This window comes from [Rhizobium] kunmingense (genome assembly GCF_977018605.1).
Map to the genome: position 1 here is coordinate 559873 of NZ_CDRNXG010000002.1, position 13613 is coordinate 573485.

A 13613-nucleotide genomic window follows, 5' to 3' on the forward strand; every position below is an offset into this window, starting at 1 on the left:
CCACGACCATGACTGACAAGACTTACAACGTGCTGTTCCTCTGCACGGGCAATTCCGCGCGCTCCATTCTCGCCGAATCCATCCTAAACAAGGAGGGCGGCGGCCGGTTCAAGGCCTATTCCGCCGGCAGCCAGCCGAGGGGCGAGGTCAACCCTTATGCCCTGAAGGAATTGGCAACGCTCGGCTATCAATCGACCGGCTTATCTTCGAAAAGCTGGGACGTGTTCGCGGCACCTGCCGCGCCGGAGATGGATTTCATCTTCACGGTTTGCGACAGCGCCGCCGGCGAGGCCTGCCCCGTGTGGATTGGACATCCTATGACCGCCCACTGGGGCGTCGAAGATCCGGCCGCGGTTTCCGGCCTGGATATCGACAAGCAGCGCGCCTTCGCGCAGGCGGCCCGCTTCCTCAAGAACCGGGTCCTCGCATTCGTTAACCTGCCGCTCGCGTCCATCGATCGACTGGCGCTGGAGACAAAACTCCGCCAGATCGGCGCGATGGAGGGTTCGACGTCACCACGCGGAAAGTCAGCCTGATGTCCACCTTCGAACGATACCTGACCATCTGGGTCTTCCTCTGTATAGCCGTCGGCGTTGCCCTTGGCCACCTGATGCCCGGCGTCTTCCAGATCATCGGCAGCGCCGAGATCGCCAAGGTCAATATCCCCGTCGCGATCCTGATCTGGCTGATGATCATTCCGATGCTGCTGAAGATCGATTTCCGGTCGCTGGCGCAGGTCGGCTCCTATTGGCGCGGGATCGGGGTCACGCTGATCATCAACTGGGCGATCAAGCCGTTTTCGATGGCTTTGCTGGGATGGCTGTTCGTTGGCTGGCTTTTCCGGCCCTATCTGCCGGCGGACCAGATCGACTCCTATATCGCAGGCCTGATCATTCTGGCTGCAGCCCCCTGCACAGCTATGGTCTTCGTCTGGTCGAACCTGACACGGGGCGAGCCGCTGTTCACGCTCTCGCAGGTGGCTTTGAACGACGCGATCATGGTCGTCGCCTTTGCGCCGATCGTCGGCCTGCTGCTCGGCCTATCGGCCATCACCGTGCCCTGGGCGACGCTTGCCCTGTCGGTCGCGCTCTACATCGTGGTTCCCGTCATCGTCGCCCAGATGCTGCGGAGCTACCTGACGGCCGACGGCACGATGGGCGCACTCGACCGCTTGCTTGCGAAGCTCCAGCCGATGTCGCTCATCGCGCTCCTCGCCACGCTAGTGCTCCTGTTCGCCTTCCAAGGCGAGCAGATCATCGCCCAGCCGGCCATCATCGCCTTGCTGGCCGTGCCGATCCTGATCCAGGTCTATCTGAACTCTGGACTGGCCTATCTTTTGAATCGCATGGCAGGCGAGCGCCATTGCGTCGCCGGGCCGTCAGCGCTCATCGGTGCCAGCAACTTCTTCGAACTTGCGGTTGCCGCCGCCATTAGCCTTTTCGGATTTCAGTCGGGCGCGGCACTCGCCACCGTCGTCGGTGTCCTGATTGAGGTGCCTGTGATGCTGTCGGTCGTCTGGATCGTGAACCGCTCGAAGGGTTGGTATGAGGCATCCCCGGCCGTCTCCCGCAACACCATCACGGAAAGACCTGACCATGGACGCCACCATCTATCACAATCCGGCCTGCGGCACGTCTCGGAACACGTTGGCGCTGATCCGCGCCGCCGGAATCGAGCCCACCGTCATCGAATACCTGCAAAACCCGCCATCGCGCGAGCAGCTCACGAAGATGATCGCAGATGCCGGCCTTACGGTCCGCAAAGCGATCCGCGAGAAGGGCACGCCCTATGCGGAACTCGGCCTCGACAAGCCGGGCCTGACGGATGAGCAGTTGCTGGACGCGATGATCGCTACCCCGATCCTGATCAACCGGCCGCTCGTCGTCACGCCGCTTGGCACCAGGCTTGCCCGCCCCTCGGAGGTCGTGCTCGACATCCTGCCGGCAGACGCCTTCAAGGGACCGTTCACCAAGGAAGACGGCGAGCAGGTCCTCGACCAGGAAGGAAAGCGCATTGTCTGACACATTTCCCGCAATGCACGACGACCATCTTCAGCCGATCGCGCCAGAATCGCTGCGGCCAGCATTCTCGACGCATAAACCGAGAATCCTGATCCTCTATGGATCTCTTCGGGAAGTGTCTTATAGCCGTCACCTTGCTTTTGAAGTCCGTCGGCTGCTCGAACGCCTCGGATGCGAGGTGCGGATATTCGATCCGGCCGGGCTGCCGCTTCCAGATGAAGCACCCGTCAGCCATCCCAAGGTTCAGGAGCTGCGCGAAGCAACCCAGTGGTCGGAGGGCCAAGTCTGGATCAGCCCGGAGCGCCACGGCGCGATGACAGGCATCATGAAAGCGCAGATCGACTGGATTCCACTGTCGCTCGGCTCCGTCCGCCCCACCCAGGGCAAAACGCTGGCGGTGATGGAGGTTTCCGGCGGCAGCCAGTCTTTTAACGCCGTGAACCAGTTGCGCATTCTCGGCCGCTGGATGCGGATGATCACTATTCCCAATCAGAGCAGCGTTGCGAAGGCGTTTCAGGAATTCGATGCCGATGGCCGGATGAAGCCGTCATCCTATTACGACCGCGTCGTCGACGTCTGCGAGGAACTGGTGAAGTTCACCATCATGACCCGCGATGCCTCGTCCTACCTGACCGACCGCTATAGCGAGCGGAAGGAAGAGGCGGCCGAGTTGGAGAAGCGGGTCTCGCTCAAGTCGGTCTGACGGATCAAACCGTCGCGGTGGCAGTCTGCCGGCAGGATGCTGCCACCGCGACGAATGCCGCGATGCTGATCGCCCCGAGGCATGCGTTTGCCACGAGGGCAACGCTCAGTCCGATATTTTCCATGGCCGCAGCAAACACAAAGGGCGCGCCGGCGCCGACCGCCAGACGGGCCGCCGCCATATTGCCGGTGATTGCGCCATATCCGTCCGATCCGAACAGATAAAGCGGCAGGCTCCCCTGCGCGATGCTGTTGATGCCGGAACCGAGTCCAAGGCAAATGGCGAAGGCAACTGCGCCTGGCAGCCAGTTGCCTGTCATCAGCAGGATCAGGACGCCGAAGACGATGAGCACGGCCGACAGGACGGCAAGCCCAGGCGGCGCCAGGTTCTTCCCAAAAACCATGTTGATCAGACGGCTCAGAACCTGCGCCGGGCCGAACAGCGAGCCGGTCACAACGGCTGCAGCGCCCAACCCGATCGAGCCGAGCATCGGCACCATATGGGCAAGGATCGCGGCGAGCGTGAAACCGAGGAGCGCGAAGGCAGTGGAGACGATCACCATCGCGCGGCGACGGGCGTGCGGGGGGATCGCGCCGATCACCGTCTCGCGCGGTCGTGTCGTCGTGTCGCCCGTCCTTTTTCCAAGGCTTCGGATCCAGAAGTGCAGCGGCATGCAGAGAAACAGGTTCAGCGCCGCAAAGACGAGATAGATCTCCCGCCAGGACAGATAGCCGGTGAGCGTCGCGGAGATCGGCCAAAAGATCGTCGAGGCAAAACCGCCGATCAGCGTCAGATAGGTGATGCTGCGGGAAGCCGTGCGGGGATCGCTTTCAACCAGCGCTGCGAATGCCGCCTGATACTGGACCATGCCGGACGACACCTCGAGCAGGATGATAGCGATGGCGAAGGTCGCGATCGAGGGTGACCAGGCGCAAAGGGCAAGCGTCAGCGCTGCGAGGGCAGAGCCGATGGTCATGATCGTGGCGGCGCCGATCCGGTCCATCTGCTTGCCGATATAGGTGGCCGACAGGCCGCCAATGAACAGGGACACGGAGAACACCCCGAACACTTCGGCCAACGACAAGCCGAGATCCGCCGCCATTCCGGGGGCGAGGATGCTGAAGCTGTAATAAAGGGTGCCGTAGCCGATGATTTGCGTCAGGCCGAGCGCCGAGACGAGCCCAGCCGAGACTTTCGAATTAGGCAACGACGTCACCCTTGTCGGCCGGGATGCAGCAGTCATCGGCACGCTCGACGTTCTCCCTGATCGCCGGATGACCGGCGCAGCAGTCTTCCATCAGGAATTTGACGAGATCGGCAAGCGCCTCGTAGCTGGCGCTGTAGATGATCGAACGGGATTCTCTTCGCTGGGAGATCAACCCCGACCGTTCCAGCTCCTTCAGATGGAAGGACACGTTCGTGGCGGAAACGCCCATGCGCTCGGCGATCACGCCGGCGGCCAATCCTTCAGGCCCTGCCACGACCAGCGATCGGACGATGGCGAGGCGCGTTTTCTGGGACAGCGCGGCGAACGATGAAAGGGCTTGACGTTCATCCATGTTTCAACAATCCTTGAATTATTGGATAGAGGCATAACCCACATGAACGCGATCGACAAGTCAGTTTCGACCGACATCGGTCTCGGCCATCTTCTGGATGTGCTCGCGGTGGCGCCGGATGCCCCGCTGGTGTTCAGTTATGATGGCAGTCCCGTCAAGCCTGGCTATCATGTCTCCGAGGTGAAGGCCGGGATGTTTTCGGCGCTCGATTGCGGTGCCAACCCGGAAGCATGGGCAGAGATCTTCGTCCAACTGTGGGATTTCGACGAAGATGGTCGGACCCACATGCTGGCCGGCAAGTTCTCGGCGATCATCCGCAAGGTAGCAGACCATGTGCGGCTCGAGCCGACGGCAAAGCTGACGTTCGAGGTCAGCGACGGAGAGCGGCCGATGGCCCTATTGTTGATTTTCACTGAGAACTGACCCGGTATTTCCACCGAGATTTGACCCGCCTTTTAGATATGTTTCGGGTCCGGTGTAGTGGTCAAGCTCCGGTTTTTCTCCTTCGTGTTTTTCGGTTCATGAGCTGAGCTATTCTTGAAGCGGAAGCTGTCGTTTCCGGTTTCGAGGATGTGGCAATGATGCGTCAGGCGGTCGAGCAGCGCCGTGGTCATCTTGGCATCACCAAAGACGCTGGCCCATTCGCTGAAGCTCAGGTTGGTGGTAATGACGACACTGGTACGTTCGTAGAGCCTGCTCAGGAGGTGGAAGAGCAACGCGCCACCTGACGCGCTGAACGGCAGGTAGCCCAACTCGTCGAGGATGACGAGATCGGAATGGACAAGCCGATTGGCGATCTGGCCTGAGCGACCTTGCGTCTTCTCCTGCTCAAGCGCGTTGACCAGCTCAACTGTCGAGAAGAACCGGACCCGCTTGTGATGATGCTCGATCGCCTGGATACCGAGGGCGGTGGCAATATGGGTTTTGCCTGTGCCGGGTCCGCCGACCAGCACGATTTTGTTGGCCTCGTCGAGGAAGTCGCAGCGATGGAGCTGGCGCACGAGCGCCTCGTTGATCTCGCTGCTGGAGAAGTCGAAGCCGTTGAGATCGCGATAGGCTGGGAAGCGGGCAATCTTGAGCTGATAGGCGGTTGATCTAACCTCCCGCTCTGCCGTTTCCGCTTTGAGCAGTTGCGACAGAATAGGAATGGCAGCCTCAAAAGCTGGCGATCCCTGCTCGGTGAGTTCACCGATTGCCTCCGCCATGCCGTGCATCTTCAGTTGGCGCAGCATGATGACAATCGCGCCGCTGGCTGGGTTATGACGCATGGCGAACCTCCGCAGTCTTTCTCAAAGAATCGTAGCGTTCGACATTGGCCCTGGGCTCGTTGGCAAGTGTGAGAGCTTGTGGAGCGTCGATCGTCGGTGGTGTCGAGGATTTGCCATCGACCAGGCGATGCAGCAGGTTCAGTACATGGGTCTTTGTCGGAACTCCGGATGTCAAAGCCATATCGACTGCGGATAGCACTGCCTGCTCGTCGTGCTGGAGAACGAGCGCAAGGATATCGACCATCTCACGATCACCGCCCGGCTTCTTGAGCAGGTGCTGCTGCAACGTTCTGAAGGCTTCGGGAAGCTCGACGAACGGTGCACCATTGCGAAGAGCACCGGGCTTGCGCTGCACGACCGCGAGATAATGCCGCCAATCGTAAATTGTTTGCCCAGGTCCGTCATGCGAACGGCTGATGATGCGCCGGTGCTCGCATATGATCAGACCCTCCGCTGCAACAACGATACGGTCTGGATATACCCGAACGCTGACGGGTCGATTGGCGAAGGATGCCGGAACGCTGTAGCGATTGCGATCGAAGTGCACGAGGCAGGTCGGGGAGACCCGCTTGGTATGCTCGACAAAACCATCGAAGACACGCGCCGTTGGCATCAGAGTTTTTGTTTCCTCGGCCAGGAGGTCAGCGATCGTGCCACGCATCTTTCCATGCGGGGTCTGTTGCCAAACTTCCTTGCATCGAAGCTCCAGCCAGTCGTTCAGGGCTTCCAACGATGGAAAGCGTGGTGTCGGTTGGAAGAACCGATGGCGCGAATCCTGAACGTTCTTTTCGACTTGGCCTTTCTCCCAGCCAGACGCCGGATTGCAGAACTCCGGTTCATAGAGGTAGTGGCTGGCCATTGCCATGAAGCGAATGTTGACGTCGCGTTCCTTGCCGCGTCCAATCTTATCGATTGCCGTGCGCATGTTGTCGTAGATGCCGCGCCGTGGCACCCCGCCGAAGACACGGAACGCGTGGTTATGGGCATCGAACAGCATCTCGTGCGTCTGCAGAAGATACGCCCGGACGATGAACGCCCTGGAGTAGCTGAGCTTCGTATGGGCCACCTGCAATTTGGTGCGTTCATTGCCGATTATTGCCCAGTCTTCCGACCAGTCGAACTGGAAGGCCTCACCCGGATCGAATGCCAAGGGCACGAACGTCCCACGCCCCGAGGTCTGCAACTCTCTCTGCAGATCGGCTTTCCATTCCCGAGCAAAAGCCGCAACGCGATTGTAGGAACCCTCGTAGCCAAGGCTCATCAGATCGCAATGCAACTGCTTCATCGTCCGCTTCTGCTTCCGGTTCTTTTTGGCTTCCGTCCGCAGCCACGCTGACAGCCGGTCGGCAAAAGGATCAAGCTTGCTCGGCCGCTCTGGCACCTTGAACGTTGGTTGCACGCCATCAAGACGAAGATATTTGCGGATGGTATTCCGGGACAGGCCAGTCCTGCGGCCAATCTCCCGGATCGATAGTTGGTCTCGAAAATGCCAGCGTCGGATCACGCTCAGTAACGCCATGTCGATCACTCCGTAGCCCCCGCTGAAAACACGCAGGGCAAGGTTCAAACATGGGTCAATTCTCGATGGAAATATCCTGGGCTACCGGGTCAGTTCTCAGTGGCAATCAACAACGAGATCGTACCTTGCGGTGTCGAGCTCCTCCGCTAAATTCTTCGATGCTTCACTATCCATCGTCATGAGACGGACCGGTAAATAGAAGCCAAGCTAGCGCCGGCGGAAGGATTTGTCGCGGCAGTCAGTGGCCCTACGGGTGTCGAAAGACCATATTCCGGTGGACGGTGATTTGGAAACATTGTGGGCGACGGTTTCGACAGGCGTTCGTATTCGGCGACGTAGTTCGATGCCATCCGGGTAGATGTGAACCGCTGTTCAAACTGCTGCCGCACCGCCATCCGGTCAAGAGTTATGGACATATGAACTGCTGTGACAGCATCTTCAATCGTTTCGACGATAAACCCAGTCACACCCTCATCCATAACCTCTGGAACTGACCCTCGCCGCCAAGCGATGGTCGGCGTGCCTTCTCTCATTGCCTCGATCATGACCAAGCCGAATGGCTCAGGCCAATCAATTGGGAAAAGAAGGGCGATGGCGTTTCCAAGGAAATCACGTTTCTCATGGTCGCCGATCTCGCCGATAAACTCGATCAGCGGGTGGTCGAGCTGCGGACGAATGACGTGATCGAAGTAGTCTTGGTCCGTTGGATCGACCTTTGCAGCAATCTTCAGCGGAATTCCGGTTCGCTTTGCAATCTCGATTGCGCGGTCCGGCCGTTTCTCAGGCGCTACTCTGCCCAGAAAGGCGAGATAATCACGCTTTGGCATATTTTTCGGCGCAGGTCCTTGTGGAAGTCCATGCTGAATGGTGGCAAGCCAGTTTGCGTTTGGCAGCGGCAAACGCTGATCATTCGAGATGGAGACCAGCGGCATCTCCGGAAAAGCGCGGTAGACCGGATGAAAATCCGGCAGATCAAGCCTCCCGTGTAACGTCGTCAAACACCGTGTCGAAGAATCTCGAAAGCTGGGAAACTGAAGCAGATCGACATGGAAGTGGATGACGTCGAATGACGAAGCCCGGCGGCGAACCTCTTCCAGCATCACCAGGAGACTTGCGGTGTGATCCCGTATGCCCGCCAGGCGCAAGCCCTGAGGCACGGCCCGTACGAGTTCAGCAGAGGTTTCTGAGTCTGCGCTGGCAAACAAGGTAACATCGTGACCCTGCTCGACAAGTTCTTCCGTGAGCCAGGAGACGACGCGCTCGGTGCCGCCATAGAGTTTGGGCGGAACTGATTCCGCCAGTGGTGCGACTTGCGCTATACGCATTGGATTGTTCTCTGTTGTGCTAAGCACCAGTCCAGCAAGATATTTCGTAGGACCGCCAGCATCCGCTCACGAGGGCGTTGCTAATGCACAAGAACAGCGTAAACGGTATATGGAGCGACAAGCAATTTTGACTAGGCTTGTGGGCTGAAATACCTGACTTTACAGTCTAATACTCGCGTTTCTTGCCACCATAAGCATCCTTGACTCTCAACCCGTAGTCATAAAGCGTGAGAGTGACGATACCGAGAACTTATCCTGTTCAATCATTCACGCGCCGGCGATCGAAGAAGGCGCAGTGGTCGCAGTTGGATCATGAGTAGCCGAAGCAGAAACCCCGCCGCCGGAATGATCAAAGTCATGCCCCACCAGAAGACGAAATCAACCGTCAGCTAAGTCAGCGTCCAGGGGCTGACGAAAGGGGCAGCTGTAACAATTAACTCGTGTATGCCGTTGCCAGCTTAAGGATTGCGATATCTCGTGAGGATCTGTAGCCAAGCTTTTTCTTGAAAATCCTGCGGGCCGGTTTCAGCTGACTTCACGTTAATTGTTGCTTACGCGCTTTCTGGAGGGCTGCCGTCCGATAGAAGTGCTCTGCGTGCTGATAGAGATTCTCCGCCTCGATTCTGTCTCCCGCCTGGGCAGTTTCCCGCGCCAGAGCGAGGTATTGCTCATATCGCTTGGTCAGGCTCTGCCAGTTAGGAGTTTCGGTTGCGGTCAGGCGAGCCTTTGCAGGCCTGATTGTCGATGGGCGGGGATTTCGGTGTGATGAATTCAAAAGAACACTTCAAGCCTCACAAGGCTTGCCTCTTAAACGGAATTATTTCTGAGAATGATTGAGTGCCACGAATGCCGGCGAACGCGCCAATGACACAGCCGCATCGGCGCGGCGTCATGAGCTGAAGAGACTAAGCTCTCATTGCGGCTTAATGTTGTGGCCGCCCAACGACACTAAACTCGCACGGCAGATGATTATCTGTTGCGCTTAACTCATTCGCGACGAGTTTAAGAAAATGACTGCCAGCGCCCGTCAGAGCGCTGTCGGAATGCCCGACATATTTCCCTCCAGGTTCGGCTTGTATTGTTTGCAGAGTGCACCGGGCGCAGATTCAACGCCTCGCCCCATTAATTCACCTGAACGGCGTGGATGCCTTCCAGAGTTTCAGAGACGGTTCGCGACCCCAGACGCGCAGCTTGCCGAGTTCGGTCTGCCGACCGGAAGGTCTCGTGTGAGGCGGCCAAAACAGAGGGTCAGAATCAATGCGACGCCATCGCCTTGTCGAGTTCTTCTTCAGACACCGGCCATGCCTCGGTCAGGCCATCCGAGGTCAGGAACAGCGTCATCGTTCGGTGATAGCCTTCCCACACCACATCGAGAGGTTCCTCATCGATCTGAAGCTCGAACGTCGCTGGCGGATGTGGTTCGGCCATCCGAGGCAGTTGGAACGGTCGATCGATGGTGACCGTTTTATAGTGGTCTTCATATCTGAGATCCGTTTCTTGAGATGGAACTGTCTAGTGAAGCCGTGATCCGCATCGCGCCTTCATGGTTTGCAAGGCGCCCGGCTTGTTGGAGCTATTTCCAGCCCGATGCGCTGTGACAATCACGAAGTCCTGCAAGGTCATCGCAGTCGCCGCTGTCGAAGTGAAAATGCGATCCGTCCTGTAACGGCAAACCAATCCATCACAATCCGCGCCTATCGGCCCGCGTTTCTGAGAAGATCTGTCTCTCTGGCGATTGGTCCGAGAAGCTTCCGTAATCTGTTCTCCTCAACCCGATCAAGTCGAAACCGTCTTGCGAAGTTGCTGACCAGAACCATTTTCGCTGTGCCGGGTGAGCTGGTTCCTGGAATGGTTGGCTGGCGCATGATCATATCCTTTAAGAAGACAGTCTGCTCAACTGAAATCCCGCAAACTCAGGGAGATAGAACTCGATTGCGCTTTCAAGTAAGCATTTGTGGCCACTTTTAGAATTCTCGGTCGTAACGCATCGAACGAGGTCAGGTAGTCGCTCTCGCTGGCGTGTCTGTGCGATTTCCCACAGGCGAGTACGTCGGTGGCGAGATAGAATTTGACCTCGAACATCCCGTCGTACCCAATAAATCGAACACAGCGGTTCTTGTCATCGAAACTTCGAGCTTCATTGGGAAACCTGATACCCATCAATGCCCACCTTCGTCCCGCCACCGGTCGATGCCATCTTCTTTCGAAAATCGACCAAACGGGGCGCCGTCCGTTGAAGACCGGCTGCGCCGAGTGAGCGCTTCCAATAGGCTGGCTTTGGTCCTGACCCCGTCGCGAAATTCGGAGGTGAGAAAGATCAGTGCGTCGCGCTTCATATCGGAACTCGCATCGGTTGCGACTCCACGAAGACCGGCGGTCCTCAAGACGTCCCGGATCAGCTTGAAGCCGTCGTTGTCGATCTGTGCTGCTGCCAGTGTATTGGAAGACATGCTGTCCTCCTTTAGTTGGGGCAAGGATTTGCGCCCTCGGCGACAGCGCCCTGAAGACAAGCCGTCGCTGCACTATAGGTCGTACTTATATATTCGATTACAAGGCTGGGTCGTGGTAATTGATCGCCACGAAACCGCGAATGAGAAGTAGGCCCGGTTGCTCGGCGCAACTCAAATCATAGTCGGCAGTTTCTTGTATGCAATTCAGTTGCTTAGTTATTTCTAAGTCAGCGCAACGGTTCGATTCCCATCAAGAGCGAAACGACGAGATCGGCTCGGATGTAGGCTGAGCCAACACCCAAGCCGAGCATATCTGTCGAGCTTACGCAGCCTCCCAGACCTGATTCAGGATTTTGGCAGCAAGAGCTGCCTTGTCTTGCGGCAGGAAGCGACCATAGTGCTGCTGGACGACATCGGGCGTATCCTGAATGGCGTAGCTTGCCTGCTCATAGGATCCGGTCTGCTTCAGGATATGTGTCGCAAGAATGTCCCGCAGGTTATGCGGTCCATGCGGCAGCAAGCCCTTGATCGCACCGCGTTTGGTATAGGGGTTGTAGATCCCATAGCGCTGAATGACGGTCCGCCACGCCTCGTAGAACGTAGTCGAATTGTAAGCCGCATCGATGCTGGTTGTCTTCACCGTCTTGACGAACAAGATTCCGGGATCAGAGGCACCACCAAGTAGAACACCGCGGTGTCGATCGATATAGGCATCAAGATATTTGTAGAGATCAAGCAAGTCCGGCAGGATCAGTCGAAACGGCTTTTGGCCGAAAAAGGATGATCCAGAGTTTTTGAATGCGACCGATGGGATGAGGACCTCCCATCCATGATCGCGGTCGCTCCAGCGCAACTCCCCGCATTTCATGTCCGCCAGCCGGCGTTCCGATGTCGGATAATGTCCGCGCGGGCAGACGCGCAATTGGCGAAGGTTCTTTTGTCGTAGCCCGAGGTGCAGGCCAATTCGGAGTAACAGGAACGACCTGACGGCCTCTGCCGCCGACCGCGGATATCTGTGCTCATCCGGGATGCGTGCAAGTATCTCGTCCGTGATCTTACGATATTCCGCCAATGGGCTCTCGGCCTCGAGGACGCACATGATTGGCTCGAACGGGTCACGATGGACGCGCATGACGCGCTGGATTTCCTTGGAACGATTGGCGGCGTGCCGATGAAACGCATCGCAGGCGCCATGCCAGTCGCGAGCTGCGAAGTCGATTTCTTCCTGTTCAATCAAACCCGCAATAGGCCTGACGTTTTGAAGCAACTCCGGGTGCTGTCGGATCCAGCCAACATCAGCACGGGAAAGGGCCTGAGCAACCATCAACATGTCTTCTTCCCATTTTGTATAGAAGCCGCGGCGTTGTTCCCGCCACAGAAGGTACCAGTCCCAAACGCCGGGGAAGATGAGAAGGCTAAAGCTCAACCGGCTGAGTGGAACGCCGTAACCCTTCACGGCGCTATTCGGTGACGCGGCCAGTGCGCCGAACATCAGACCAAGATGCTCAATTTTCTGAGAAGCCGTTTCTTCTCCCCAAACACCATTCCGCTGAAATCCAATCGCCGTCAGTGTCGAGGTTTTGAAGCGGATGAGATCTGCCATTTCCATGGCAAGCCGCGGCGGCGCGTCGACAACGCCGGACAGCAGATCAGGATCATCGAACTCGGCCTCAATATTCTGATTTGCTCGAACTGCGGATGCCAAGGATCTGGCCGACAGTGCGCTCCCGCCATAAGTGACACCGGGAAAGCGGATGGCATAACGTTGCTTGCTGGCCGCCGCCTGGTATCGACGATACTCCGTCGATCCGGAAATGATCACACGGCGCACCCAATCAAGGATTTCTTCGCGCTTGGTGAAGGGCAGACTGCTGAAGTCATCTGGAAGATGCAGCGAGATCCTGCGCCGCTCGGCCGGGCTAATATCACCGAGTTCGTGACCATAAAGCGAACGTGCCTGATGCGGCAGCTTCTCTTTGAAATATCCCTCCGGAAGTCGGTAGCGTCGCTCAATGCGGCGGAGGATATCGAAACTCGCAACAGATCGGGGTACGCGCTCGCCTTGGATCCAGGATAGAAGCGTCTTGTGGTCGAAGGTCTCATTGAGATGAACAACGGCTCGGTAGAGCTGCCAATAGCTGTCGCCGAACCGGCGCATATGATAGACCAACGCATCCTGAAAGCTTGCCGGATCCTCTGTCGCTTCGAATAGCGGTTCTGGGAATGGGCTAATCGGCTTCGGTGCAGGACCTCGTGGTGTGGACCCAGACCGCGCAAATGTACCGTCGGTTGTCGCGCGTTGAGGCTTTCTGGTCGAGGATGTGGAAGCTACCGTCTTTGCAGACACTATTTTGTTCGGGCGGGTCTTTGGCTTTGGGGACCGTCGCTCTTCGGCTGCCGGTGGTGCCCCGAGCCATCGGATGATTGCATCCAAGCCTGGCCGGAGTTGCTTTTTCAGTTCCGCCGTCAACTCCGCTTCGATCCCACAGGACTGACCAATCGTCGTCCAATCGATATGGCCATTCAGGAGGGGTGGCGATTTCCGGTAGATGATCAGGCTTATGAGATAATGGCGGACGTTCTCCAGCACTCGTTTGGATGTGATCGGTGCGATACGTAGTTCGCAGAATTCGGATATCTTTCGCTGAAAATGCCGTGATGAAAGGTCTTTTTGGGTCATGCTTATTCCGTTTCTTTCGGCGCTAATGCCGAGGGCGAGCGGGAATAGGAGGCGAGCTTTAAGAAAGGATTTATCGGACGAGGCACTT

13 protein-coding genes and 2 pseudogenes are annotated in these 13613 nt (G+C 57.6%); 5 read left to right on the forward strand and 10 right to left on the reverse strand.

Annotated elements, in window-relative coordinates:
• Positions 1-8: 8 nt before the first annotated feature.
• The 4 genes and pseudogenes from AC0JZ4_RS21010 to arsH all read left to right on the forward strand — a co-directional run bounded on the left by AC0JZ4_RS21010 (position 9) and on the right by arsH (position 2724).
• Positions 9-536, forward strand: coding sequence for an arsenate reductase ArsC (locus tag AC0JZ4_RS21010; protein WP_471888429.1), 528 nt, complete (start codon positions 9-11; stop codon positions 534-536).
• Positions 536-1588, forward strand: a pseudogene (gene arsB, locus AC0JZ4_RS21015) (ACR3 family arsenite efflux transporter); the annotation flags it as partial. The gene AC0JZ4_RS21010 and the pseudogene arsB, both read left to right, overlap by 1 nt.
• 7 nt (positions 1589-1595) lie before the next feature.
• Positions 1596-2021, forward strand: a complete 426-nt coding sequence (gene arsC, locus AC0JZ4_RS21020; protein ID WP_471888430.1) for an arsenate reductase (glutaredoxin) — start codon at positions 1596-1598, stop codon at positions 2019-2021.
• Between the two features lie 13 nt (positions 2022-2034).
• A complete protein-coding gene (gene arsH, locus AC0JZ4_RS21025; RefSeq protein ID WP_471888431.1) occupies positions 2035-2724 on the forward strand; it encodes an arsenical resistance protein ArsH in 690 nt (229 codons plus the stop codon).
• Between the two features lie 4 nt (positions 2725-2728).
• Here the strand turns inward: arsH and arsK are convergent, their stop codons facing one another.
• Together arsK and AC0JZ4_RS21035 are read right to left on the reverse strand one after the other, a co-directional pair.
• Positions 2729-3967: an arsenite efflux MFS transporter ArsK gene (gene arsK, locus AC0JZ4_RS21030; protein WP_471888432.1), complete on the reverse strand. Its 1239-nt coding sequence runs from the start codon at positions 3965-3967 to the stop codon at positions 2729-2731.
• The gene (locus tag AC0JZ4_RS21035) at positions 3924-4283 is read right to left on the reverse strand and encodes an ArsR/SmtB family transcription factor (RefSeq protein ID WP_471888433.1); all 360 of its coding nucleotides are present in this window, start codon (positions 4281-4283) and stop codon (positions 3924-3926) included. Before AC0JZ4_RS21035 ends, arsK begins: the two co-directional genes overlap by 44 nt.
• Before the next feature lie 42 nt (positions 4284-4325).
• Here AC0JZ4_RS21035 and AC0JZ4_RS21040 point away from each other — a divergent pair.
• Positions 4326-4682: pseudogene (locus AC0JZ4_RS21040) on the forward strand (DUF6428 family protein); the annotation flags it as partial.
• A 56-nt stretch (positions 4683-4738) separates the two neighbouring features.
• Here AC0JZ4_RS21040 and istB read toward each other — a convergent pair.
• From istB to AC0JZ4_RS21080, 8 genes are all read right to left on the reverse strand, one after another.
• On the reverse strand, positions 4739-5551 hold the full coding sequence (istB, locus tag AC0JZ4_RS21045) for an IS21-like element helper ATPase IstB (protein ID WP_471888434.1): 813 nt from the start codon (positions 5549-5551) through the stop codon (positions 4739-4741).
• Positions 5541-7070, reverse strand: a complete 1530-nt coding sequence (gene istA, locus AC0JZ4_RS21050) for an IS21 family transposase (RefSeq protein ID WP_471888435.1) — start codon at positions 7068-7070, stop codon at positions 5541-5543. Before istA ends, istB begins: the two co-directional genes overlap by 11 nt.
• Before the next feature lie 176 nt (positions 7071-7246).
• Positions 7247-8395 (reverse strand): glycosyltransferase family 4 protein, encoded by a 1149-nt coding sequence (locus AC0JZ4_RS21055; protein WP_471888436.1) that lies wholly within the window; start codon positions 8393-8395, stop codon positions 7247-7249.
• 535 nt (positions 8396-8930) lie between these two features.
• On the reverse strand, positions 8931-9170 hold the full coding sequence (locus AC0JZ4_RS21060; protein WP_471888437.1) for a DUF4167 domain-containing protein: 240 nt from the start codon (positions 9168-9170) through the stop codon (positions 8931-8933).
• A 479-nt stretch (positions 9171-9649) separates the two neighbouring features.
• Positions 9650-9823 carry a hypothetical protein gene (locus tag AC0JZ4_RS21065; RefSeq protein WP_471888438.1) on the reverse strand — a complete coding sequence of 58 codons (174 nt, stop codon included), beginning with the start codon at positions 9821-9823 and terminating at the stop codon, positions 9650-9652.
• 465 nt (positions 9824-10288) lie between these two features.
• Positions 10289-10555: a DUF1488 family protein gene (locus tag AC0JZ4_RS21070; RefSeq protein ID WP_471888439.1), complete on the reverse strand. Its 267-nt coding sequence runs from the start codon at positions 10553-10555 to the stop codon at positions 10289-10291.
• Positions 10555-10845 (reverse strand): hypothetical protein, encoded by a 291-nt coding sequence (locus AC0JZ4_RS21075; protein WP_471888440.1) that lies wholly within the window; start codon positions 10843-10845, stop codon positions 10555-10557. Before AC0JZ4_RS21075 ends, AC0JZ4_RS21070 begins: the two co-directional genes overlap by 1 nt.
• Positions 10846-11167: 322 nt before the next feature.
• The gene (locus AC0JZ4_RS21080) at positions 11168-13525 is read right to left on the reverse strand and encodes a hypothetical protein (RefSeq protein WP_471888441.1); all 2358 of its coding nucleotides are present in this window, start codon (positions 13523-13525) and stop codon (positions 11168-11170) included.
• Positions 13526-13613: the final 88 nt, after the last annotated feature.